Annotated in this window: 21 protein-coding genes; 20 read left to right on the forward strand and 1 reads right to left on the reverse strand. The window is 46.8% G+C overall.

Features of this window, described 5'->3' with window-relative positions; all coding sequences use genetic code 11:
- The first annotated feature begins 50 nt into the window (after positions 1 to 50).
- The 8 genes from BC643_RS22525 to BC643_RS22560 all read left to right on the forward strand — a co-directional run bounded on the left by BC643_RS22525 (position 51) and on the right by BC643_RS22560 (position 11862).
- The gene (locus BC643_RS22525) at positions 51 to 2525 is read left to right on the forward strand and encodes an AsmA family protein (protein WP_120275677.1); all 2475 of its coding nucleotides are present in this window, start codon (positions 51 to 53) and stop codon (positions 2523 to 2525) included.
- A 555-nt stretch (positions 2526 to 3080) separates the two neighbouring features.
- The gene (locus tag BC643_RS22530) at positions 3081 to 4409 is read left to right on the forward strand and encodes an MFS transporter (protein ID WP_120275867.1); all 1329 of its coding nucleotides are present in this window, start codon (positions 3081 to 3083) and stop codon (positions 4407 to 4409) included.
- Positions 4410 to 4413: 4 nt separating this feature from the next.
- Entirely contained in the window at positions 4414 to 7911 is a 3498-nt protein-coding gene (locus BC643_RS22535; protein ID WP_120275679.1) for a nitrate reductase, read from the forward strand.
- Position 7912: 1 nt separating this feature from the next.
- Entirely contained in the window at positions 7913 to 9373 is a 1461-nt protein-coding gene (locus BC643_RS22540; RefSeq protein ID WP_120275680.1) for a rubredoxin domain-containing protein, read from the forward strand.
- A gap of 11 nt (positions 9374 to 9384) precedes the next feature.
- Complete coding sequence (locus BC643_RS22545) at positions 9385 to 10356, forward strand: GTP 3',8-cyclase MoaA (RefSeq protein WP_120275688.1); 972 nt, start codon at positions 9385 to 9387, stop codon at positions 10354 to 10356.
- 3 nt (positions 10357 to 10359) lie between these two features.
- Entirely contained in the window at positions 10360 to 10608 is a 249-nt protein-coding gene (locus BC643_RS22550) for a ubiquitin family protein (RefSeq protein WP_120275689.1), read from the forward strand.
- A gap of 73 nt (positions 10609 to 10681) precedes the next feature.
- Positions 10682 to 11149, forward strand: coding sequence for a molybdenum cofactor biosynthesis protein MoaE (locus BC643_RS22555; RefSeq protein ID WP_120275691.1), 468 nt, complete (start codon positions 10682 to 10684; stop codon positions 11147 to 11149).
- Positions 11146 to 11862: a HesA/MoeB/ThiF family protein gene (locus BC643_RS22560; RefSeq protein WP_211338178.1), complete on the forward strand. Its 717-nt coding sequence runs from the start codon at positions 11146 to 11148 to the stop codon at positions 11860 to 11862. The genes BC643_RS22555 and BC643_RS22560 overlap by 4 nt, the downstream gene beginning before the upstream one ends.
- Here BC643_RS22560 and BC643_RS22565 read toward each other — a convergent pair.
- Positions 11859 to 12434: a DUF4202 domain-containing protein gene (locus BC643_RS22565; RefSeq protein ID WP_170154662.1), complete on the reverse strand. Its 576-nt coding sequence runs from the start codon at positions 12432 to 12434 to the stop codon at positions 11859 to 11861. The two genes, BC643_RS22560 and BC643_RS22565, sit on opposite strands and share 4 nt — an antisense overlap.
- Before the next feature lie 101 nt (positions 12435 to 12535).
- Here BC643_RS22565 and nirB point away from each other — a divergent pair, with 101 nt between their 5' ends.
- From nirB to BC643_RS22630, 12 genes are all read left to right on the forward strand, one after another.
- Positions 12536 to 15028, forward strand: coding sequence for a nitrite reductase large subunit NirB (nirB, locus tag BC643_RS22570; protein ID WP_120275695.1), 2493 nt, complete (start codon positions 12536 to 12538; stop codon positions 15026 to 15028).
- A 5-nt stretch (positions 15029 to 15033) separates the two neighbouring features.
- Positions 15034 to 15387 (forward strand): nitrite reductase small subunit NirD, encoded by a 354-nt coding sequence (gene nirD, locus BC643_RS22575; RefSeq protein ID WP_120275696.1) that lies wholly within the window; start codon positions 15034 to 15036, stop codon positions 15385 to 15387.
- 143 nt (positions 15388 to 15530) lie between these two features.
- A complete protein-coding gene (locus BC643_RS22580; protein WP_245995053.1) occupies positions 15531 to 16022 on the forward strand; it encodes a precorrin-2 dehydrogenase/sirohydrochlorin ferrochelatase family protein in 492 nt (163 codons plus the stop codon).
- Between the two features lie 81 nt (positions 16023 to 16103).
- Positions 16104 to 16844 carry a uroporphyrinogen-III C-methyltransferase gene (gene cobA, locus BC643_RS22585; RefSeq protein ID WP_120275700.1) on the forward strand — a complete coding sequence of 247 codons (741 nt, stop codon included), beginning with the start codon at positions 16104 to 16106 and terminating at the stop codon, positions 16842 to 16844.
- A gap of 80 nt (positions 16845 to 16924) precedes the next feature.
- Positions 16925 to 17638: a Crp/Fnr family transcriptional regulator gene (locus BC643_RS22590; RefSeq protein ID WP_120275702.1), complete on the forward strand. Its 714-nt coding sequence runs from the start codon at positions 16925 to 16927 to the stop codon at positions 17636 to 17638.
- Between the two features lie 278 nt (positions 17639 to 17916).
- Entirely contained in the window at positions 17917 to 19269 is a 1353-nt protein-coding gene (locus tag BC643_RS22600) for an alginate export family protein (protein WP_120275705.1), read from the forward strand.
- Positions 19270 to 19374: 105 nt separating this feature from the next.
- Entirely contained in the window at positions 19375 to 20754 is a 1380-nt protein-coding gene (locus BC643_RS22605) for a CmpA/NrtA family ABC transporter substrate-binding protein (RefSeq protein WP_120275706.1), read from the forward strand.
- Positions 20755 to 20973: 219 nt separating this feature from the next.
- Entirely contained in the window at positions 20974 to 22068 is a 1095-nt protein-coding gene (locus tag BC643_RS22610) for an ABC transporter permease (RefSeq protein WP_120275708.1), read from the forward strand.
- A gap of 127 nt (positions 22069 to 22195) precedes the next feature.
- Positions 22196 to 23068, forward strand: a complete 873-nt coding sequence (locus BC643_RS22615) for an ABC transporter ATP-binding protein (RefSeq protein WP_120275709.1) — start codon at positions 22196 to 22198, stop codon at positions 23066 to 23068.
- A complete protein-coding gene (locus BC643_RS22620) occupies positions 23068 to 23853 on the forward strand; it encodes an ABC transporter ATP-binding protein (RefSeq protein ID WP_120275711.1) in 786 nt (261 codons plus the stop codon). The genes BC643_RS22615 and BC643_RS22620 overlap by 1 nt, the downstream gene beginning before the upstream one ends.
- 9 nt (positions 23854 to 23862) lie before the next feature.
- Positions 23863 to 24576 carry a Crp/Fnr family transcriptional regulator gene (locus tag BC643_RS22625; protein WP_120275712.1) on the forward strand — a complete coding sequence of 238 codons (714 nt, stop codon included), beginning with the start codon at positions 23863 to 23865 and terminating at the stop codon, positions 24574 to 24576.
- Positions 24577 to 25223: 647 nt separating this feature from the next.
- Positions 25224 to 26156, forward strand: coding sequence for a magnesium transporter CorA family protein (locus tag BC643_RS22630; protein ID WP_120275713.1), 933 nt, complete (start codon positions 25224 to 25226; stop codon positions 26154 to 26156).
- Positions 26157 to 26189 lie beyond the last annotated feature (33 nt).

Raw genomic sequence — 26189 nt, forward strand, 5'->3', positions numbered from 1 at the left:
TTATTGAGGCAGTAGCAACCCGAAACTTAAAACTTGAAATACATATCGCCATGAAAAAAGTCCTGCTGATTATTACCATCATTTTTGTTGTTCTAATCGGATCTGCCGTTTTAATTCCGGTATTGTTTAAAGATACATTGATGGAAAAGGTGAAAACCGCGATCAACAAGAATGTGAATGCCACAGTCGAATTCAATGATTTCAACCTAAGTCTTTTCAAAGCTTTCCCGAAAGTTCAGGCGGAAATCGTCGACCTCAGCATAACCGGGAAAGACCAGTTCCAAACCGATACCTTGTTCAGCGCCGGCTCAATTGCCACGAATCTTTCGCTGTCAGATTTATTTAACGCCAACGATTTGAAGATCTCATCCATCCTGATCGACAAGGCGAACATTAACCTGTTATCGACAGCTGATGGCCTGGTGAATTGGGATATCGCCATGCCAACCGAGGAAGAAACAACTGTTGACACGACCCAATCAGACATGGCAATTTCGTTGCAATCAATCGAAGTTCGTGGACTCAACCTGACCTATAACGATGAAGCCACAACCACAATCGTTCAACTAAAAGATGCCAACCTCGATGCTTCGGGTGAAGTGGAAGGTACAATTACCCGCTTTAAGCTCGATGCTGAAGTTGGTGAATTTGTATTGAATTACGATTCAACGCAATACATCGCGAATACAGTTTTGAAAGCGAACAGTGAGCTGACAGCCGATTACGATAAAATGGTCTTCGAATTTGGCGAATCCCGCCTTTACCTGAATGACCTGCCGCTCGACTTGAGTGGCCGCTTCGAAATGCCGTCCGACAGTATGTATTTCGATCTTCAGCTGAAGCAACCCGAAAGTAGCTTCAAAACCTTACTGGCTTTGGTTCCGAAAGATTATCAATCTTACCTCGACGGTGTAACGGCAAATGGTGATGCCGGTTTCGAAGCCAGCGTGAAAGGTTGGTTCTACGAGGAAGATTATCCGGAGATCAATGCCCGCCTGTACATTAAAAATGCAGATCTGAAATACCAGGACCTCCCGGAGAAAATCAGCGCAATTGCACTGGAAACTGCAATTACAAAGCCTCAAGGTGACCTGGATCTGCTGAAAGTTGAAATTTCGAAAGCCCATGCACAGATACGTGAAAACCCGATCGATATGCACCTGCTGCTAACAACACCAATGAGTGATATGGCCTTTGACGCAGCCTTAAACGGTAAAATCGATTTCAGTACGTTGGCCGGAGCCATTCCGATGGACAGCATCGACCTGTCGGGTGTTTTAGCGGGTAACCTGAGTTTGAAAGGAACCATGTCGGCCGTTGAAGCAGAAGATTTCACGAAAATTACCTCGAATGGAAACTTCACCTTCAGTAACATCCATGTTCAAACGCCACAAATTACCAAGCCGTTTGAACTGAGCTCGGGAACGGTGAAAATAAATAATCAGGAAATTGCAGTGAGTTCTTTTGCTGCCAAAACCGGAAGCAGCGATTTTACACTTAACGGAAAACTGTCTAATTACCTCCCTTATTTCCTGAACGACCAAACGCTTCGCGGCGATTTCAACCTGCAGTCCAACTACCTTAATCTGGATGAATTGTCGTCGCTGATGGCGGAAGATACAACGACAACAACCGCAACCAGCGACAGCGTAATCGCTTTTCAGGTTCCGGGAAATCTCGATCTGACGTTCCGCTCAAAGATAGCCAAAGCAAGTTTTGACCAAATGGACATTAGCAATATCGACGGTTTGATTGTCGTGAAAAATAAAATGCTGCAACTCCAAAAACTGGATATGAATATGCTTGGTGGCGAGTTAACCATCGACGGCAATTACATCAGCAGCGAGAAAAACCAACCCGATTTCGATTTTAATGTGCAAATCAATTCTTTCGATATTCCGGTGGCCTACCAGTCGATCGGAACCATGCAACACTACATGCCGATTGCTGCGAAAAGTACCGGTAAAATTTCCTCGCAGATCAAGTTCAAAGGGAAAATGAACGAGTCGCTATCGATAATTCCAACTTCATTGAACGGAAATGGCTTTTTAAGTACGCAGAATTTGCAGATTGTCGACTCTCCTACTTTCGACCAGGTGAAAAACTTCATCAAAAGTGAAAAATTGAAAAATGTGAAGGTTGAAGATTTCACGTCGAAATTCCGATTGGAGAACGGAAACCTGCTTGTTGATCCGTTCCAAACAAATATTGCCGACCAGGAAGTCACGGTATCCGGCCAGGTTTTGGTTGACCAAACGCTCGACATGGATTTAGCTTTCAAAGTCAACAAGGACGACCTGACCGGCGATATTTCCAATGCACTAAGCTTCCTGCCGGGAAGTAGTAATATTTCGAAGCTCGATATTGGTGTTGGTGTTACCGGAGAATTGAGCTCGCCCAAAGTTTCGCTGGATTTGAGCAAAGCCAAAGATCAAATTGCGGAGGAAGTTAAAAAGTCGACCAAAGAAGAACTTGAAAAATCAGCCAAGAAAATTGGTGATGAACTGAAAAAATTATTCAAATAATTCGGGAAATAATTCCTTGAAAGTCCAGATTCGATTGAATCCGGACTTTTTTTGTTTTTGTGATCTGTCAAAATGCAAGTTACAGCATCTGTTTTAGACCATTTTCGTCAATCGCCACTGACACATTTCAAATTGACAAATTCAGCCTCACTTCCAAATCATCTTGTTAATATTTTCTTAACACTAAGCGCATTTTGATCTTAATTTCAATGAAAATCTACCCAACTAACAAAACCACCAGCAGGACAAAAACACCTAAAACTCTATAAAACAGTTTATTAACACAGACAAACGACATAAAAACAAGCCACGAGTCATTTTATTTTATGGTTTTTATACATGTTTTTATTGTCTTTTAATCGTATTTATTTGTGATTTTAAATCACTTTTTAAGCAAATCTACCTCTTTCTAATCTTTTTGAAAGAATTCATTTTGTTTCTTTGTAGATATAAAGACAAATCAGTCCTTTATTTGTAAAAAAGCAGATCGGTATGGAAAATTTTAAATCTTCAAAAGCAACTAAAATTGACTTGTTCAGTTTGAAATCTGTCCAAATGAAAACCTTTCACATTACCTGGTTTTCTTTTTTCCTCTGTTTCTTCGGATGGTTTGGGGTAGCTCCGTTGATGGCTGTTATTCGTGAAGAATTGATGCTCTCCAAATCACAAATCGGAAACATCATCATCTCTTCGGTGATGATTACCATTTTCGCCCGTTTGCTCATCGGTTGGATTGCCGATAAAATAGGACCTCGAATTACTTACACCTGGCTGCTGATCATCGGGTCGCTTCCGGTCATGCTAATTGGGCTCAGTAATGATTATACATCTTTCCTGATTTTCCGTTTGCTCATCGGTGTCATTGGCGCATCTTTCGTGATTACCCAATTCCACACCTCGCTGATGTTTGCTCCCAATGTGGTTGGTACAGCCAATGCAACTACTGCAGGCTGGGGAAACCTGGGCGGAGGAGTAACGCAAATGGTGATGCCACTTATTTTCGCTGCTTTTGTGTCTCTCGGCTACGTTAGCAGCGAGGCCTGGCGCTATGCCATGGTTGTTCCGGGAGTACTCATGATTATTATGGGGCTGGTCTATTATAAATTTACGACCGACACCCCGGAAGGAAACCTGAAAGATCTGAAGAAAGCAGATCCGGATTTTGCCATCAAGAAAAAAGCTGAAAAAGGACAATTCCTGGCGGCGCTGAAAGATTACCGTGTTTGGGGCTTGTTCCTGATTTACGGCGCTTGTTTCGGTATTGAACTTACCATCAACAATATTGCCTCACTTTATTACAAAGACTATTTCAACCTCGATGTAAAAACAGCTGGTTTAATTGCCGGTTTATTCGGATTGATGAACCTGTTTGCACGATCCCTGGGCGGTATCTTCGGCGACAAAGCCGGTATCAAATGGGGATTGAAAGGCCGGGTTTATTTCCTCTTTATTGTTCTTTTGCTGGAAGGATTCGCCTTGATTGCCTTCAGTAAAATGACAATCCTGCCAATCGCCATTTTCAGCATGATTGTGTTCAGCCTGTTCGTCCAAATGTCTGAAGGCGCCACCTTCTCGGTTGTTCCTTTCATTAATAAGAAGGCTATCGGAACTGTTTCCGGAATCGTTGGTGCCGGCGGAAACGCGGGTGCAGTTGCTGCAGGATTCCTGTTCAAAATGGAAAACGTTTCCTACCCGCAGGCTTTGTTTATCATCGGGATAATTGTCTGCGTCATCTCTCTGTTTGCCTTCCTGGTTCGATTTACAGAAGAGGCTGAAGAAGAAGCCCGCAAAGAACTTTCAGAGGTGTATTCGCTTAACGATGTCGTTCAGCCAAAGCCTGTTTTCATCTACAGCTACGCTAAAAAAGGAATGTATAAAATCTAAGACCATGAAGGCCGGAGAATACAAATCAACTTGCTCTTATTGCGGAGTAGGCTGCGGAATCATTGTCTCAAAAATGCCCGACGGGAAAGTGACAGTGCGCGGCGACCGGGAGCACCCCGTGAACCAGGGAAAACTGTGTTCCAAAGGTTTGAATCTGCACTACGTTGTCAACAACCAGGACGACCGCCTGTTGGTTCCGCAAATGCGTTTGGGGAAAGGTCACCCGCTTAAAACAGTGGAGTGGCCCGAGGCAATCGCCCGCGTAGCCACCGTTTTTAGCTCATTAATCCAGAAATTCGGTCCCGACTCGGTGGCATTTTATGTATCCGGCCAATGCCTCACCGAAGAATACTACGTGGCTTCGAAACTGGCCAAAGGATTTTGGGGAACCAACAACATCGACACCAACTCGCGCCTCTGTATGAGTTCCGCAGTAGTTGGCTACAAAATGCAACTTGGAGAGGATGCTGTTCCGGCCTCCTACGAAGATATCGACCTGGCTGATTGCTTCTTCATTACCGGAGCAAACCCGGCCTGGTGCCACCCTATTTTGTTTCGCCGCATTGAAGCACGAAAAAACGCCAATCCGGACGTGAAGATCGTCGTTGCTGACCCTCGCCGCACACAAAGCTGCGAATTGGCCGACCTGCACCTTCAACTAAAACCGGGCACCGATGTGTATCTCAACAATGCCATCGCCCGAGTGCTGCTTGAAAACGGCTATGCCGACTGGGATTTCATCCGTCACCACACCAACGGCATTGAAGAAATGCAGGCTGAAGTGATGGCAACTTCGGTAGAAGAGGCCGCTGAAATTTGTGGTCTTGAAGCTGACGACATTCGACTGGCAGCAAAGTACATCGGCGAAGCAAAAGGCTTTATTTCGATGTGGGCCATGGGCCTCAACCAAAGTGTGATTGGGGTGAAAAAGAACTTGTCGCTCATCAACCTTTCGCTCATCACCGGCAAAATTGGCAAACCGGGTAACGGACCGTTTTCGCTCACCGGGCAACCCAATGCCATGGGTGGACGCGAAGTGGGCGGCATGTGTAACCTATTACCAGCACATCGCAATTTGGACAACGAAAAACACCGCCGCGAAGTAGCTGAATTTTGGAACGTTGCCGAAGTACCAGCCAAACCGGGCTACAGTGCAACCGAAATGATTGATGCTCTGGAAAGCGGCCAATTGAAAGCAGTTTGGGTGATTTGCACCAACCCGATGGTGAGCCTGCCGAACTCGCACAAAGTAGAGCGTGCCTTGAAAAACGCCAAGTTCGTCGTGGTTCAGGACATCTCAAAAAACTCGGACACCGTGCCTTTTGCAGACGTTGTTTTCCCGGCTGCCGGCTGGTTAGAGAAAGAAGGTACAATGACCAATTCGGAACGCCGAATCACCTACCTGAGCCAAGTCGTAAAAGCACCAGGCGAAGCACTCCCCGACTTTGAAATCATGTGCCGTGTGGCTCGGAAAATGGGCTACTCCGGCTTCAACTTTAAAAATGCACAAGAAGTATTCGACGAATATAAACAGCTGACACTCGGCACCAACATTTCAATTGGTGAGTTGAGCTACAACCACCTTCGTGAAAAAGGGTCGGTGCAATGGCCTTTTAGAAACGGCAGAAGCACCGCTCGTTTATTCGAAGACAAGAAATTTTACACTCCCACGCAAAAAGCAAACCTGTTTGCGGTGGAGCCAACCAACGATTCGGAAAAACCGAGCGATGACTATCCGTTCATCCTGACAACCGGCCGGATTCGTGACCAATGGCACACCATGACGCGCACAGGTAAAGTGAAACGTTTGCAGCAGCACATCGACAAACCATTCCTGGAAATTCACCCAACCGATGCCGAAAAACTGGGAATTGAAAACGACGATGTCGTCACCATTAAAAACCGGATGGGCGAAGTGAACGCTGCGGCCAAAGTGAGCGAGACAGTTCGTCCGGGCGTTGTTTTCCTGCCCATGCACTGGGGAAAAGTGTTGGCCGGGAATCATGCAAGAACAAATAACTTGACTTTCGATCGCGTCGACCCAAAATCGAAAGAACCAGATTTCAAATACAGTACTGTTCAAATTGAAAAATATGCCAAGCCAGCCGAGCAAATCATTGTTGTTGGTGCGGGCGCAGCTGCCCTTCAATTTGTACGCAGCTATCGCGAGAAAAATCAGGCCGACCAGATTTTGGTCATTTCAAAAGAAACGCATCCGTTCTACAACCGGGTTTTGTTGCCCGATTATATTTCAGGTAGCCTAAGCTGGCAAGCCCTGCAAAAAACGAACGACGACGAAATCAAAAGTCTGAATATTCAGCTTGAAGCTGGTGTGAGCATGAAGTCGATTGATGCCGAGGCAAAAACGGTGAAATGCTCGAACGGTAAAATTTATACCTACGGAAAACTCATTTTGGCAACCGGTTCGAGCCCCAATGTTGCCAACTCAGCGTGGATGCAATTCCCGTCAACTTACACCATCCGGAACCGTTATGATGCCGATCGCTTCCGTAAAGAGATCAAAGCGGATCAACGCGTATTGGTTGTGGGCGGCGGTTTGCTGGGACTTGAAATGGCAGCATCACTGCTTGAGCTAGATGTCAACGTAACCCTGGTAAATCGGAACCCGCGCCTGATGGATCGCCAGCTCGACAACGACTCGGCCATCCTTCTAAAAGAAATTCTCACTGAAAAAGGTGTACAAATCCTGTTCAACGACGAACTCAGTCAAATCAATTATGACTGGCAGGATCAACACCAGGTGAGCTTTAAAAGTGGTAAACGACTGAATTTTGATGCCATTGTTTTCGCCATCGGTACAAAACCAAACATCGATTTTGCGAAAAATGTCGTCGACACCCGTCGTGGAATCATTGTTAACGAACATCTGCAAACCAGCCGTGAAGATATTTATGCCATTGGCGAAATTGCAGAACTGAACGGAAACCTTTTCGGCATTACTGCCGCTGCCGAGGAACAAGCCACCGTATTGGCCAACCACCTACTGGGCAACCCGATGAGCGAATATTACGGCACGGTTTCCATGAACATCCTCAAATTCCCGGGCATTGATCTTTGTTCTGTTGGACTGACCTCCATTCCTGACGGATCGAAAGGTTTCGAGGAAGTTGTTTTCATCGATAAAGCTGCCCGCTACTACAAGAAATGTATTGTGAAGGATGACGTTTTAATGGGTGCGATCCTGATGGGTGACAAAGCCGAATTTGCCGAGTTCAAAAAACTGATTGTGCAAAAAACGGAGTTGGCCGGGCTACGCAACAAACTGCTCAGAACAGGCAAACCGGTGGAACCGGTCATGGGCAAATTGCTTTGCTCGTGCAACAACGTGGGAGCCGGCAATATTCAAAAAGCCATCCGTGGCGGTTGTCAGAATCTGGATGCTGTTTGCGAGGCAACCGGTGCCGGATTGGGATGCGGAAGCTGCCGCCCCGAGGTTCAAAAGCTGTTAAAAGAAGAACTCGAACCTGTTAGCAGTAACTAAAATGAAAAAGACAAACAACAAATATCTTTACCGTGTACTCAGCAAAGGTGGTGTTCTGTCGCCTGCCCTGTTTGCCGACGTGCTGAAACTGGCTGAAGAAGCCAGCAACAAGCATGTGCTGCTCGGCTCGCGGCAGGACATCCTTTTCGATCTGCCCAAAGATGCTACGCCAAAGATTGAAGGCTCGGGCATTTCAATCCAAAAGCGAAGCTCGGGGCTGCAAAATGTCGTTTCATCCTACGTTTGTGTCGATATTTTGCCTTCTACCAACTGGGTGTATTCAGGAACCTTCCTGAAAATACTCGACCAATTCACGTTCGATCACCAGCTTCGGGTGAACATTGTGGATCCGCGGCAGAACATGGTTCCGCTATTTTACGGCCAGATTAATTTCATTGCTTCAGATGTGCCCAACTACTGGCACCTGTTTTTAAATCTGAAAGATGGCAAGAGCCCTGAAAGCTGGCCGGGTTTGGTTTTTACCGAAGACATTGCAGAATTTGCAGCGAAGCTTGAAAACCTGATTTTAGTCGATCAATTGAAATCGGTGAACGAACTAAGCACAGCCTTGGCTTCGACCAACCTGCAAAAAAACACGCTGGACAAGGATTCGAAGATAACGCTGCCAAAAGGCTTTTTCCCGTACTACGAGGGGCTGGTAAAAATGGACGGCAAAAGCCAGTATTGGGCTGGTTTTTACTGGCGAAGCAACCAATATCCAATTCAATTTTTGAAGGAGGTTTGCGAGCTGTGCATGAAAACCAATGTGGGAAAGATCAGCTTTACCCCCTGGAAAACGTTCCTGATCAAGGATATTGAGGCTAAAGACAAAAAGTATTGGGACGAGTTGATTGGTCGCTACGGCATTAACATGCGCCACTCATCGTTCGAGCTGAACTGGCATTTGCCATTGCTGGATAAGGAAGCTCTGAAGCTGAAACGCTACCTGGTTTCCGAGTTCGACAAGTTCGACATCCGTACATTCGGGCTCTCCTTTGCCATTCAAAACAAAACCGCGGGAAATTTCACAACCGTGGTCATTCGCAAAAATGGTCGGTTGCCTTTCCTGGGAAGGTTCGATTTCACCAGCAATTACAGTGTCGAACATGCATATGATTTCAACCCAAACAGCAACCACTACCTGACTTTTCAATCACGCCTCAGTAAAAGTGAGTTACCAAATGCGTTGAGCGAATTGACCAAACGCTACTACGCCCGCTTGTTTGTGCAGAAAAACCCGGAGATAACCGGACGCCAGAAAGAAAATAAGGGTGCAAAACGCCTGGTTCACCAGTGTAGCTTTTGCAAAACGGTTTACGACGAGCGCTACGGTGATCAGCTCGCCGATGTCCCGGCCGGCACTTCATTCGTGCTGTTACCGGAGACCTATTGCTGTCAGGTGTGCGAATCGCCAAAATCAACATTTAACGAATTGGAAATAACCGAAGCCATCAGTGCTTAAAACTAAAATAGATGTATCGAATTGAAGATCATATGGGAAGACGTTTTGAAAAGCTGCGGGTTAGCTTGCTGAACACCTGCAATTTTTCGTGCACCTACTGTGTGAGCTCCGGACCGGATGCAACGCAAAACAGCCTGGTGCCGGCTTTCCGCGAGGAACAATTGGATACCAACGACTTTGCCAAACTGATTGCAGCCGTGCACCGTGTTTGCGGACTGAAGAGCATCCGCCTGACCGGTGGCGAACCGCTGCTTTATATGAATTTGTTCCCGCTGATCGAACAGATCAGGAACATCGGAATTGAAGATATTCGCCTGACAACCAACGGCTACTACCTGAAGCAGACAGCCAATCAGTTGAGTAAATCAGGCGTGCGTTCCATCAACGTGTCCCTCGATGCCATTGATGCAGATTTAATGAAAACCATTTCCCGCCACCAGAATCCGCAAAAGGTTTTTGATGGCATTGAAGCGGCTGTTGAAGCAGGCTTGAATGTGAAGCTGAACGCCGTGATTATGCGCGGACAAAACGATTCGCAAATCATTCCGCTGCTGGACTACGCAGCAAAAATTGGCGTTAAAATTCGCTTCCTCGAGCTGATGAAAATGGGACACCTTTTCCAAGGACAGAATGAATTGTTCTTCTCCGAAAAAGAGATTCTCGAAACGATCTCCCGGAGCTACAACATTCAACCACTGGAGCGTAAAGCTTCGGACACGGCACACTACTGGTCGGCAGGAGGACAACGAACCTTTGGCATTATTGCCAACGAGTCGACCCCATTCTGCCACGACTGCAACCGGCTGCGCATGGACAGCCGCGGATACTTTTTCGGCTGCCTGAGTAACGCCCATGGCGAAAAGCTGGCGCCGTTCATTGAAGATCAGGACTTATTAATACAAAAGCTTCGTCAACTGCTGCTGTTGAAACAACCTGTGAAATTTCACGGGAGCAAGCTGTCGATGCGCAATATTGGAGGATAACAGATGGAATCAACCATTCAAGTAACCTGTTTCGCCGGCTTAAAAAAATACTTTGCAGGAGAGCTGACCTTAAACCTAGTTCTTCCCACGGCTTACGAGAACGTGTTGGAAGAAATGAAAAGGATCAATCCCGAAGCAACCGAGATTCTGGATAGCTGTCGCATCGCCGCTTGCCAGACTTTCGTTCCGCTCAAGTCGCTAATGACTTCGGATGAACCGATTTTCATCGTTCCTCCTTCAAGCGGAGGATAAGCGAATTGAAGAATGATTAACGATTAGTGATTGCCGATTAACTCGAAACTTGTAACACATAACCCAAACTCAAATGCAACATCTAACGCCAGATACCATCAATTATGCTGATCTGTTCGTCGATTTCCGCGATCCGAACAGCGGTGCTGTTGTCCTGTTCAGCGGTGAAGTTCGCGACAACAACAAAGGACGAGCTGTGACCCATTTGGAGTACGAGGCTTACGAACCGATGGCTGAGAAAATGATCGCAGATATTCTGCGCGATGCTTTCGAAAAATGGCCGTTGAACAAAGCGATTTGTGTGCACCGGGTTGGAAAAGTTGAAATCTCGGGCTGTGCTGTGGTTGTGATCACGAGCTCGGCACACCGTGCAGCTGCTTACGAAGCAAATCGTTACATCATCGACCGGGTGAAATACGAGGCGCCGATTTGGAAACATGAGTTTTTTGCTGACGGAACCAGCGAGTGGGGACAAAACTGCGATTGCAGCTCTCCATCGCATCCGCATCATCACGAACACAAACACCAATACGCCAAATGAGAACCTTGACGACAGAAGATCACAACCGCTTTTCTCGTCACATCTCGCTGGCCGAGATTGGCGAAAGCGGTCAGCAAAAGCTGAAAAATGCACGGGTGCTGGTAATTGGCGCCGGTGGCTTGGGCAGCCCGTTGCTGACTTACCTGGCTGCTGCCGGAGTCGGCTCCATTGCCATTGTTGACGATGACGTGGTAAGTGCTTCGAACCTGCAGCGACAGATTCTGTATGCCACGGCCCAGGTCGGGTTACGGAAAGTGGAGATGGCCGCACAACGGTTGGTCGAGTTGTATCCCGAAATCCGGATTTTGGCTTACAACACGCGGCTGACAAGCGAAAACGCAGAAGAATTGATTTCGGATTGCGACGTGGTTGCCGACTGTTCCGACAACTACGCCACCCGCGCACTGATTGGAAATGTTAGCGCGAGGCTGAAAAAACCGCTAGCCTACGCTTCGGTATTGAATTACGAAGGACAGGTGACTGTCTTCAACTATAGCGAAGGAGCGTCTTTCGGCGAGCTTTATCCAAGCTTACCGAAAGACGGCCTGTACAAAACTGATGAAATTGGTTTGGTAGGCGTGCTACCCGGAATTGCCGGTTGCCTGCAAGCCAACGAAGTACTGAAAATCATCACCGGATATGGTGAGGTGCTCTCCCGAAAACTGTTGGTTTTCGCCATTAACGAAAACCGTTTTCAGGTTTTTAATTACTAAGCCAGAGCCATACCAACGATTCGTTTTACCGGCTCGGACAAGTTTAACTGTAAAGCAATTTCATGACCATGAGCAGACATTTTACCCCAGGTTTTTTGCACAATCTGAACCAGCTGTTCGTCCGTTTTTCCGGGCATGAAATCAGCCATGTAGTTCTCGAGGAAAACCAGGCAAACAACATCTTCCAATTTCTGGGCTTCATCCAAACGATGAATATTCAGCTTTTTCAGGATGTCGCGCACTTCGGAAATAAAGTCGTCCGCGTAACCGGCTTCTTTCAGAATAACAGCAGCCTTGTCGGCTTGGTAGTCGCCCAAAAAGTTACGCCACTGGTAATAACCGATTCGTCCTTCTGGATAAGTGCTGCGGGCAATTTCCCAGCGAAACAGGTGTTGGCACCAGGCAGAAATCGCCAAAGCTTCAGAAGCGTCGGCATAAACTTTCTGCAAACAATCAGCCAAACGCTGGCTATACAACAACTCCGCCGGTGTGCCTTCGGCCTCCAGGTTAGGATCTTGCTGATGAGCCGCTTTCAAAGCCTCAACAGCAACAGGGTAAACAGAACTATACATGCTTGTCAATTTTAAAAGAAATAACAGGATGCCAACCAAAAAGTTACATGGCAACCTGAAATAACGTCGAAATAATAAAAACAAAATAACACAAAACTCACATGAAAAAACGAATTGTATTAATCGGAAACGGGATGACCGGCTACAAATTCTGCGAGAAATTTGTGGCATCTCCACTGGTTCAGGACTACGAACTGCTTGTTTTTGGTGAAGAACCTCACCCTGCTTACGACCGGGTGCACCTGACCTCCTACTACACCGGAACTGTTCCGGAGGAATTGTTGTTGGCTCCGGCCGGCTGGTATACCGAACACGGAATTGAACTGCGCACGCATGAACGAATTACGGGCATCGATCGCGAAGCCAAAACCATCCAGTCGGAAAGAGACTTGACTTATCATTACGACATCCTCGTGCTGTCAACCGGCTCATCTGCATTTGTTCCTCCCATTCAGGGAGTTGAAAAGAAAGGTGTGTTCGTGTACCGCACGTTCGACGATATCGACAAAATAAAAGCTTACATCCCCGAAGCCAAAAAGGCGGCGGTAATCGGCGGCGGACTTTTGGGCTTGGAAGCTGCAAAAGCAGTACTCGACGACGGATTGCCAACCAGCATAGTGGAGTTCGCTCCCCGCCTGATGCCGCGTCAGCTTGACCCGCAAGGCGCCGAAATCCTAAAGTCGAAACTGGAAGAATTCAACCTGGAAGTTTTACTGAATAAAAGCACCGAATGCATCGTTGGGAATGGATCAATTCAAGGTTTGAAATTTACCGACGGAAGCAGCATCGACGCTGACCTGCTCGTGATTTCAGCCGGGATTCGTCCGCGTGACGAACTCGCTAAAAATGCAGGTTTGGAAGTGCACGCTCGTGGTGGAATTGTGGTAAACAGTAAAATGGAAACACTGGACCCCAACATCTTTGCCATCGGTGAATGTGTGGTGGTGCATAATATGGTGTGGGGCCTGGTTGCGCCATGCTACGAAATGGCTGAAGTGCTGGTTAAAAACCTGCAAGGCGACTCTGCCGAATTCCTTGGCTTCGACCTGTCGTCGAAACTAAAACTGATCGGTACCGATGTGGCCAGCTTCGGCGACGCTCTTTCAGCACAGGAAGGAATGAAAACAATTGTGTACGAAAACAAGGCGCGCGGCGTGTATAAACGACTCAATCTTTCGGCTGACGGCAAATACCTGTTGGGTGGAATTTTGGTTGGCGAGGCCGACGAATACAATATGCTGAAGCAGGTGGTGAACAACAAAATGGTACTGCCTGAAAACCCGGAAGATTTCATTTTGGGTGCCCGCGGTGGCGAAGGTGGTGCCGGCATCAGCGTTGGCGACCTGCCCGACTCAGCCGTCATTTGCTCCTGCGAAAACATCACCAAAGGTCAGATTTTGCAGGCCATTGAAAAAGACGGTGCCGAAGCAGTTCCGTTGATTAAAAGGTGTACCAAAGCCGGAACCGGTTGTGGTGGCTGTGTGCCCATGATCGACGATTTGCTGACACATTACATGAAGTCTCAGGGACGTGAAGTACGCAAAACCATTTGCGAACACTTCAACTACACCCGCCAGGAATTATATGACCTGATCAAGGTGAACGAGATTAAATCGTTCAATGAGCTGTTGCATGCCCACGGGAAAGGCTCTGGTTGCGAGATTTGTAAGCCTGTTACAGCATCACTGCTTGCCAGCATCTGGAACGAAGTGATTGCCAAGCACGATACCATTCAGGACACCAACGACCGCTTCCTGGCAAACATCCAGCAACGCGGCGTGTACTCCGTTGTTCCGCGTATTCCGGGTGGAGAAATTACCCCGGACAAATTAATTGTGATTGGACAAGTAGCAAAGAAATACGACTTGTACACCAAGATCACCGGCGGCCAGCGTATCGACCTGTTTGGTGCACGGGTTGATCAGCTGCCTAACATTTGGGAAGAACTGATTGATGCCGGATTTGAAAGCGGACACGCTTACGGTAAAGCATTGCGAACCGTAAAAAGCTGCGTTGGTTCAACCTGGTGCCGCTACGGAATGGACGACTCGGTGACTTTTGCTATCGACGTTGAAAACCGCTACAAGGGACTTCGTTCTCCGCACAAATTGAAAGGCGGCGTTTCGGGCTGTGTACGCGAATGTGCTGAAGCACGCGGCAAGGACTTCGGCATCATTGCTACCGATAAAGGCTGGAACTTGTTCGTTTGTGGAAACGGTGGTGCCAACCCGCGCCATGCCGACCTGTTGGCTTCCGACCTCGACAAAGAAACCTGCATCAAATACCTCGACCGCTTCCTGATGTTCTACATCAAAACAGCCGGCCCGTTAACCCGGACCTCCAAATGGCTGTCGGAACTGGAAGGCGGATTGGGCTACCTGAAAGACGTCATTGTGAAAGACTCACTGGGCATTGGCGAAAAACTGGAGCAGGAAATGGAAGAACTGATTTCGCATTACCAATGTGAGTGGACGACTGTTGTCCGCAACCCGGAAATGCGCCAGAAATTCCGCCACTTTGTCAACTCAGATCAAATCGACGAAAACATCAAATACGTACCGATGCGTGGCCAAAAAATGCCCGCCAAAGCATAACAACTATGGAAACACAAGTAATCACAACAGTAAAAGAGTGGGTGAAAGCTGCGGCAGTAGAAGACTTTCCGCAGAACGGCGGCGCTGCAGTGCTGATCAATGGTGAGCAAATCGCGGTATTCAACTTTACGAACGAAGGCCGTTGGTACGCCACACAAAACCGCTGCCCGCACAAAGGTGAAATGGCCATCTCGCGTGGCCTCACCGGCGACTCGGATGGTTTGCACAAAGTGGCTTGCCCGTTCCACAAAAAGACTTTTTCGCTCGAAGATGGCAAATGCCTCACCGACGAAGGTTACCAATTGAAAACTTATCCCGTAAAAATAGAAGACGGATTCGTTTATGTTGGGATTGAATAGTTGATTAAGAAGGCAGTTGAATGCCTTTGAAGGCAATGGGAAGCATTGAAAACAATCGTGTTCAACTGCATTCAACACTTTCAACTGTTTCCAACTGTTTCCAAATTCAGCTATCTTTCAGGCCAACCTTGAAAAATTGAATTATGCAACGCAAGTATTTACCCATATCGCTTGACATTACCAACCAGAAAATCCTGATCATCGGAGCCGGGAAAAGTGCCTTTAGCAAAGGAACAATTCTGAAACGCTTCGATGCTGAAATTGAGTTCGTGGCACTGGAAATCTGTGATGAAATTAAAAACAGTGGCTGGCCCTACAAGCAAAAAGCTTATGAGCCGTCGGACCTGGAAGGTTACATCATGGTGTACAGTTGTTCGAACAATCAAAAACTGGATTGCCAGATTCGGCGGGATGCCAAGCAAAAGGGAGTACTTTGCAACATTCACGACAAGCCGAAAATGTGCCAGTACGTCTCTCCTGCCGTCTATCAATACAAAAACATGACGGTGGCTGTAGCCTCCAGCGGACGCGACGTATTCAAATCCATCAAATTGCGTAATCATTTGCGCGACTACCTGGATCAGCACATCGAAGAAATTCTCGATTTCAGCCAATACGGCGAAGAAGGGATATAAGGCAAACAGAGAAAGTAAAAAGGAAGAAGTAAACGTGGAGACTGATCAATTCAATTTGAACAGAAACGGAATTACAAGAGAATGACAACAACACACTTAATATCAATCGTTGGCGCAGGGCCGGGAGATCCGGAGTTGCTGACCGTTAAAGCGCACAAACGCCTGAGCGAAGCAGACGCTGTACTGTACGATGCTCTGCATGGTTACGATATTCTGAAATTAGCTCGCGAAGACGCCGAAATGATCTACGCGGGCAAATTTCAGGGTGACGGCCAATGCCAGGCCAAACGCCAGGATGATATTCATCTGAAGATGGCGGAACTGGCTGCACTGGGCAAAAAAGTTGTTCGTCTGAAAGCCGGTGATCCGATGGTGTTCGGACGCGGAGCCGAAGAAATTCGTTTCTGCAAACAGCAAGGGCTGACTTACGAAGTGATTCCCGGAATTACAGCGGGAGTTGCTGCAGCCGGCCTGCTCGAAGTTCCGATTACCGAACGCCAAAAAAGCCCGATGGTACTTTTCTACACCGGACACCGCACCGACGACTCGCTTTCAAACATTGAAAGTGTGATTGAAGTGCTGAAAGCCGGCGGAACGGTTACCGTTTACATGGGGTTCAAGAATATTGGTTTGCTTGCAGGCTCCATTATTGAAGCCGGATTGGATCCGCAAATGCCCGTTCAGGTGATGAGCCACGTTGGGCAGGAAGCGCAAAGCCTGCTGAGTTGTACCATCAGTAATGTTGAGCAATGCATTCTTGAAAAGAAACCGTCCACTCCTGCTGTTTTGTTCATCGGGAAATATGCCGACCCTATCGTTTAAATACGATTGATCTCTGAAGATTTTTCAAACCGAAATAAAATCGAAACCGAAGTTTTTTCACCACCTAGGAAATAAGCGTCATGATTAAACACCGCATCGATTGTCTGAGCTGTTCAAATTCGGAATGCCTGATCAAAAAGCATTGCGGAGATCCGGGTATTACATCTTACTTGAGTCGTAAAGTATCGATCCCCGCACGAAAAGGTCAAAACATTATCATCGAAGGCTCGCCAATCCACGGGTTGTACTTTGTTTATTCCGGAAGAGTCAAAGTATTAACCACCGGCATCAACGGGCGGGAACAGATTCTGCGTTTTGCCAAGGAAGGAGAAATGCTGGGACAGCGTGGCTTCAGTACCCATCAGTACTACCCGATTGGTGCTTCAGCCCTGGAAGACACCATCGTCTGCAACTTCTCGATGGAAGTGATGAAAGAGATGCTGCTCAACTTACCCAAACTCTCCTACGACTTCATTTCGTTTTACGCCGAAGAACTGCACCGCAGCGAAACCAAAGTCCGCATGTTTGCGCACATGACCGTTCGTGAAAAAGTAATCGATGCACTACTTTATATTACACGAAAATTTGGGTCGAAGAAAAACTTCATCAACATCACGCTTAGCCGCAAAGAAATTGCTGATTTTGCCGGGACAACAGAAGAACAAGTCATCCGCGTACTTTCGTCCCTGAAAAAAGAAGAATTAATCCTTCTTTCGGGCAAAAAAATCGGAGTTCCGGATGCGGATATTCTCAAAAAAGAGATCGCAGAGCATCATTATTTCATCCAAAGCTAAAATCACAAATAGCTCACAATCAAAACAAAAATATTTTAAACCTGCTTTTTGGCAGGTTTTTTTATATCATATAGTCTGAAAACACATGTGAAAAAGACTAAAAAGACAGTGCATATCCCATATTTTTCATGTTTTTCAACCCATACTTTTACTGTATCGAATTACATAAGTAAAACAGATCAGAAAGTAGGTTTCAGGTTGAATCAGTTAAAGCCCAAAGAATTCAAAAAGACGTTCAACCGACTCCATTTAGCAATTAAAATTAAAACTCTTATCGTATGAAAACCTTATTTGCTTTAATCGTTTTGGTATTGACAGCTGGTGCAAGCTATGCACAATTTACTCTCGAAGGACAACTCCGTCCGCGCACTGAACTTCGTAATGGTTTTAAAAAACCAATCTTACCCGATCAGGAACCTGCCGTTTTCACGGAGCAACGCACCCGATTGGTTGCCGGTTACAAAGCCGAAAAATACGCCTTCAAATTATCGATCCAGGATGTTCGGATTTGGGGTGAAACTGGTCAGATCAACAAATCGGACCAATTACTGAGTGCACACGAAGCATACGGCGAATATTACGCTTCCGGAAAATCAACGTTCCGCATTGGTCGCCAGGAAGTCATTTACGACGGACACCGTTTGTTCGGTAGCCTCGACTGGGCGGCACAAGGTCGCTCGCTGGATGCATTGCGGTATTTATATAAAGATGAAAAAGGAAACCAGTTCGACCTGATGGCTGCCTGGAACCAGGCCGGTTACGGCGACGGATCACCAGAACCTGCCAAATTGGTTGGAAACGCCTACGTTATTACAACCGGCGGTGGCACAAACACCCGTATTTTCAACCTGGCGTTGCCAAAAGCGCAATTGATGGCGTACTATAAAAAGACCTTGAAATCAGGCGACCTGGCCTTCATGTTATTGGATGATATTTACGATGTTGACGCCACTTCAGGCGAAAACTACAGCAATACAACATTCGGTTTTACCCCAAACTTTACAGCCGGAAAAGTAAAATTCGGCGGACAGTTCTTCTACACAGGAGGTGCTAACGGCAAAACCGAAACTGACGGCGAATACTCGAAAGTTGACTTGAGCGGCTACATGGCTAATGCCTACGTGCAATTCACAGGTGTTACCGGATCTCCGCTTTTCGGTGTTGACTACCTGAGTGGCGACGACGAATCGACTACTGATAAAGTAGAAGGATGGGCTCCGAAATACGGAACCAACCACAAATTCTACGGTTTCATGGATTATTTCTACGTCGGAAACGGTCACGGTGGCGTTGATGCAAAAAGCGCCGGTTTGGTAGATATTTACCTGCAAACAGCGTTCAAACTGAGCGAAAAAGCGAAACTGGTTGGTCACCTGCATTACTTCTCGGCTCCGGAAGCCCGTACCAACGCAACAACCGGCGAAAGCTACGACGGTTACCTGGGTACAGAACTTGACCTTGTATTCAATTATGCACTGACAAAAGGTGTTGTACTGAGCGCGGGCTACTCTCAAATGTTCGGTATCTCCGACACAATGAAACAACTGAAATTGGGCGATCCGACAGCTAAAATCGGCGGCATGCAAAGCTGGGGTTGGTTGATGATCAACTTCTCACCTAAGTTCTTATAAGAAGAAGATAAGAGACTTGAGTCGTGAGAAACGAGATTTTAAGACAAAAACTCGAAACTCGAAACTCGAAACTCAACAAAAAGCAAACAACAAAAACAAAATATCATGTTAAAATTGAAAAACCTCCAAATTCCGGCATTGGCAATGGCTACCGCTTTGTTCCTGCAATCGTGCGGCGGCTCCGGTAAAAAAGCTGAATCAACTTCTGCCGAAGCTCCAAAATCAGCTTTGATCATTGAAAAACCGCAGTTGACATTTGGCTTCATCAAACTGACAGACATGGCTCCGTTAGCGATCGCGAAAGAGCTGGGCTATTTTGAAGAGGAAGGCCTGTTCGTAACAATCGAAGCTCAGTCAAACTGGAAAAACGTACTCGACCGTGTTATCGACGGCGAATTGGATGGCTCGCACATGTTGGCTGGTCAGCCGATCGCAGCACAAGCAGGTTTCGGTCGCCAGGCACAACTGGTTACCCCATTCTCAATGGACCTGAACGGAAACGGGATCACCGTTTCCAACGCCATCTGGGATAAAATGAAAGCCAACGTTCCGACTGACGCCGATGGCAAACCGGTTCACCCGATTAAAGCTGACGCGTTGAAGCCTGTTATTGCAGAATACAAAGCCAACGGGAACCCGTTCAAAATGGGGATGGTATTCCCGGTTTCAACCCACAACTACGAAATTCGTTACTGGCTGGCAGCTGCCGGAATCAACCCGGGCATGTACACGGCCGACAACATCCAGGGGCAGGTTGACGCTGATGTTTTGTTATCGGTAACCCCTCCACCACAAATGCCTGCAACACTGGAAGCCGGAACTATTTATGGCTACTGTGTAGGTGAACCCTGGAACCAGCAAGCCGTGTTCAAGCAAATTGGTGTGCCGGTGGTAACGAACTACGAGATCTGGAAAAACAACCCTGAAAAAGTCTTCGTGATGACCCAAAAATTCATCGACGAGAACCCGAATACAGCTGTGGCTGTAACCAAAGCGTTGATTCGTGCCGGCAAATGGCTGGATGATCCGAACAACAGACCAAAAGCAGTTGGTATCCTCTCGAAACCTGACTACGTTGGAGCCGATTCTATTGTGATTGCCAACTCGATGACCGGAACATTCGAATTCGAAAAAGGCGACAAGCGTTCTTTGCCCGACTTCAACGTATTCTACCGCTACAATGCAACGTATCCGTTCTACTCAGACGCTGTTTGGTTCCTGACTCAAATGCGTCGCTGGGGTCAAATTCCGGAAGCAAAATCAGATGACTGGTACCTGGAAACAGCGAAAAAGGTTTACCGCCCCGAGATCTGGAAAAAAGCAGCTGAGTTGTTGGTTGAAGAAGGTAAAATTCCGGCATCGGATATTCCTGAAACCGACGGTTTCAAACCCGCAACCACAGACTTTATCGATGGTGTTCAATACGACGGCAAAAAGCCAAACGATTACCTGACAAAGTTCAAAATAGGTAATAAAGATATTTAGTTTCAAGTTACGAGTTTAAAGTTTTGAGTTACTAAAAAGAAACCCCAAACGACAAACTCAGAACCCGAAACTCGAAACATCAAAATCTCAGTTTTTTAGTTGGTGAATTTCAGGAAGGTACAGCAATCCGGATTTACACGCTGTACCTTCCACTTCGCCGACTTGTCCAAATCATTTTCAGTCATTCAGAATTTAACCAACTCAAAAAAGACATTCATCATGGGAAAAGCAATAATAGCCTCATTCAGATGGCTCGGATTCAGTTTTCTGGATCCTTTAATAAAACTGTTTCAGGGTGTTGAACCGAAGAAAAACGGTGGCCTGGTGTTGAAAAAAGTGGTCATCCCGATCGTATCAGTACTCCTTTTTTTAGGAATTGCGAACTTCTTTTCGAGCTACCTGTACAATATTGAACGCGACCGCAAGATTGAAAAAACACGCGAAACACTCGGCGATGCCGCCGCCCTGGAAATGCAGGAATGTATCGACTCGGGCGATTTGAGCTGCAAACCGAACTCCTTGCCATCACCGTCGGATGTTTGGCGTGCTGCGGAAACACTGGTCGCTGACCACAAAATGATCAGCGCCGACAAAGCGGCATTCAAGGAAAAAACTGCTGCCATCAACGCGCAACGAGAAACACAAGGCCTGGCTCCAATTCGCTACACCGGACGTCCGTCATTCGTGGATCAAATTATGACCAGCCTAGAAACGGTGTTCGCCGGATTCCTTTTAGCTGCCTTTTTTGCCATCCCGGCCGGTATTGTTTTAGGTTTGAGCGAGACATTGCGCACCGCCCTCAACTGGGTGATTCAAATCTTCAAACCGGTTTCGCCCGTAGTTTGGTTGCTGTTGGTTTCCATGGTGGTTAAAACAATTCTTGCTACAGCCGATATGGACAAATCCTTTGTGATTTCCTTCATCAGTGTCGGGCTTTGCAGTATGTGGGCAACGCTCGTGAACACCTCGGTAGGTGTATCGTCGGTCGACAAAGACTACCTCAACGTATCACGCGTATTGCGTTTAGGCGTTATCAGCAATGTGTTTAAAGTTATCCTGCCATCTTCCATCCCGCTAATCTTTACCGGATTGAGAATCACCCTTTCGGTAGCCTGGATGGTATTGATTGCAATTGAATTGTTGGCTCAAAGCCCGGGCTTGGGATCATTTGTTTGGGAAGAATTCCAAAACGGTTCAAGTGACTCGAACGCGAAAATCATTGTAGCCATGTTTGTAATTGGTGGTATCGGTTTCGCACTGGATCGCGTTATGATGTTGGTTCAGAAAGCCGTGAGCTACGAGAATAAAGCCTAGAAGAGTAGTGAGACAGGAGTAGAAAGATTGGAGTTTGGAACTCTCACTCACCCAACGCTCCCTCTCTAAGCTCGCTTTTCAAACTTGAAACTCGGAACTCGAAACTTAAAACTTTAAACGAATTATCATGGCTGCATTTTTAGAACTACGCAATGTATCGAAAAGTTACGGGCAAGGCGCCAACCGCGTCGAAGTCCTGAAAAATATAAATCTCACTGTTGAAGAGGGCGAATTTATTGCAATCGTTGGATTTACCGGTAGCGGCAAAACCACCCTCATCAACCTGATTGCCGGACTGATTGAACCGGACCAGGGTGAGATTCTGCTGAAAGGCGAAAAGATCACAGGTCCCGGCCCCGACCGCGGCGTGGTATTTCAAAACTACTCGCTGCTTCCCTGGCTCAGTGTTTCGGGCAATGTGGATATGGCCGTTAAACAAGTGTTCCCAAAAATGAACAAAGAGCAACGCCAACGGCATGTGGAGCACTTCATCGAAATGGTGAACCTCAGCCCGGCTTTGCACAAAAAGCCGTCGGAGCTGTCGGGTGGTATGCGCCAGCGCGTATCGGTTGCCCGTGCCCTGGCAATGGATCCGGAAGTTTTGTTGCTTGACGAACCGTTGAGTGCTTTGGATGCCTTGACCCGCGGATCACTTCAAATCGAGATTGAACGTATCTGGCGCGAGTCGAAGAAAACGGTGCTTTTGATTACCAACGATGTGGATGAAGGCATCCTGTTGGCCGACCGGGTGATTCCGTTGAAACCAGGTCCCAAAGCAACCCTGGGAACCGAATTCCCGATTGGATTCGCACGGCCTCGCGACAAGGCGGCAATCAACTCGGACGACAACTTTAAAAAGGAACGCAACGACATCAACAACTACCTGATGGAAATCGGGAAACACCGAGTTGTTGCCAATGCGAAAAAATATGATTTACCGATGCTGGAACCCAAGATTCCGGGAACCGGAAAATTGTTTAACCCAAAACCAAATTTATAATGGAAGTTCTGACTGAAGAAAAAGTGATGCTGGAATGCCGCGATATCAAAAAGGCATATCCCACACCCAAAGGAGATTTTGTGGTTTTGGAGAATTTCCAGCTACAGGTAAAAGAAAGCGAATTTGTATCGATTATCGGACACTCGGGCTGCGGCAAATCAACGCTTCTGACGATGATTGCCGGCCTGAACGACATCACCTCCGGATCGATCACGGTAGCCAACGACCCGATTCAGGGAGCGGGACCTGACCGGGCCGTGGTTTTCCAATCCCCCAGCCTGTTCCCCTGGATGACAGCACTGGAAAATGTATTGATTGGGGTGAAGCAGGTTTTTCCGCACGCCACCTCCAATCAGCGCCAGGATATTTGCAAATACTACCTCAGCAAAGTTGGTCTGGGCGACTCGTTCAATAAGAAGGCCAAAGACTTGTCGCAAGGGATGAAACAACGTGTGGGCATTGCCCGGGCATTTGCATTAAAGCCAAAAGTTTTATTACTTGACGAACCGTTTGGGATGCTCGATTCGATGACCCGCGTGGAGCTGCAGGACGTGTTAATTGACGTGTGGTCGAAAGAACAGATTACCGCGATCATGGTAACACACGACGTTGATGAAGCCATCTTCCTTTCGGACCGTGTGATTATGATGACCTCTGGCCCGTACGCGAAAGTCGGCGAGGTGGCCAACATCAAATTAAACCGTCCGCGCGACCGCAAAACGGTTGTTGAACATCCTGACTTTTACAAATACCGTCAGCAGCTACTGACATTTCTGGATCATTAATATTAGACTATGCAAGCAAATAATTACGGATGCCTGACCTGTGTGAACTCCAATTGCCTGATCAAAAAGCACATTGACAATGAAGCTGTTCGTGAATATCTTCATCGAAAAAACACCTTCAATTGCAATCAGGGACAGCAATTTATCCTGGAAGGAGCACCTGTAAGCGGACTCTACTTTATTTACCAGGGAGCGGTGAAAGTGTACCGCCAAACCCCCAACAAAGAATCGCAGATCATTCGTTTTTCAAAAAACGGCGAGATTGTCGGACATCGGGGATTCGGTACCAACTATGTTTACGATATCAGCGCAGCAGCGTTGAAGGATACCATTTTGTGCAATTTCGCAACCGATGTACTAATTGAAATGCTGCACAAAGCGCCACCGCTCATGTTCGATTTTATGTTGTTTTATGCCGATCAACTGCAAAAAAGCGAAGCCAATGCCAAGCGATTTGTACAAATGTCGGTGCGCGAGCGCGTGATCAACGGCTTGTTGTTTATCGAGAGTAAGTTCGGGCAAACCGATGGTTTCATCAACATGACCCTCTCGCGCCGCGATATTGCTGAATTTGCCGGCACATCAACCGACCAGGTGATCCGCGTCATTTCAGCCTTAAAAAAAGAAGGTCTTTTGATTGCTAAGGGGAAAAAATTGGGAATCCCCAACATTGAACTGTTTACTGAGCAATTACAGGAAACCAGTTATTTCCTCGAGGGTTAACCGGATACTTTAGATAATTTAGGACGAAAGGAGTACTGCGGTGCTCCTTTTTTTGCCACCGATGCACGCGAAGACGCAAAGACGCGAAGTAATCAGATAAAAGGGACAACAAACGGATAACTTATGAGAACCATGACAACAAGGGAAAACCCTCAAAAAGTTCCAATCCTCTCCTCCCGTCCTTGATTACATCAGGCTTCTCTGATTCAAGCTTTCCCCTACCTGAAGGATGCCGGCGGCATCCCATATTTATAGCAAATCGTAAAGCACCATTTCTGCGACTTCGGGCGGAGTCGAATTATTCCTGTTAATATCGCCTGCGACAAACATTCAATTCCCCCGGATTTGGCGATAACAAAAGGGAGAAAGAATAATACTTCCTTTTTCTCGTGCTTCACTTTCGGCCACAACCCAAAACAGATCAAGACATTAAAGTCTGAAATCGTACAAAGCCCGAATCCATTAACAAAAATTAATTCCCAATCCCCACGCCTCTTCGAAAATTAAACCGTACTTTTGCGGCGCTCAAAGCAAAAAAATACAAATGGACGAAGGCCCGTATTATAAGAAATTTCCAATATTAACCTCGCTGTAGGAGGCCTGACGTTTTATGTCCTCCTGCAGACAAAAAGAAAAGGAGGACGCACATGTTAAAAATCTTCAAAAGCTTCGGTGGATACATTGAAATTCCGCAAGCAGAAAAAGGTTGTTGGATCAATGTTGTTCAACCATCACCCGCCGAAATTCAGCAATTACAAGAAGAATTTGATGTTCCCGAGGATCTGATCCGGGATATTCTCGACGTGGATGAACGACCGCGTTACGAAATTGACGACGATTGGTCACTGATCATCTTACGTATTCCGGTTGAAAGCCCGCACAATGGCGTTCCCTACAACACCTTGCCTTTAGGAATTGTCACCATCAACGGTGTTACTATCACACTTTGCTCAACACCGAACGAGGTTTTGCCCTTTGAACAATCAGCCCTTTACCGTGGACAAAACCAGCTGATTCACGATGAGGTCAATTTCATCATTAAGCTATTCCTGCGCTCGGGAACCACTTACCTGCGTTACCTGAAGCAAATCAATCAGCAGACTGCGCGGATTGAGGATGAGCTGGAGCGCTCCATTCAGAACAAAGAGCTGAACAAACTGCTTAAAATGGAGAAATGCCTGGTTTATTTCATCACCTCACTGAAAGCCAATGAAATTGTACTGGCCAAGTTGCGGAACAGCCTCAAACGAAATTTGAACGAGGTGAACGAAGATTTGCTGGAGGATGCGATCATCGAAAACAAGCAGGCTTTGGAAATGTCGCAAATCTACTCCGACATCCAGGCAGGCATGATGGATGCTTTTGCATCGGTGATTTCAAACAACCTGAACGTGGTGATGAAGCAGCTGGCTTCCATTTCCATCATTTTGATGATCCCGACTTTAATTGCCAGTTTGTACGGAATGAATGTCCCGAATGCCTTTGAAAATTCAAAGTGGGCTTTCCCGATCATCATTGCCATCTCCGTGTTCATGTCCGGGCTGGGTGTCTTCATTTTCCGAAAGAAAGATCTTTTCTAAATAAAAAAAGGCCTGAAACTAACGCAGCTTCAG

Source organism: Mangrovibacterium diazotrophicum (genome assembly GCF_003610535.1).
Classification (GTDB): Bacteria; Bacteroidota; Bacteroidia; order Bacteroidales; family Prolixibacteraceae; genus Mangrovibacterium; species Mangrovibacterium diazotrophicum.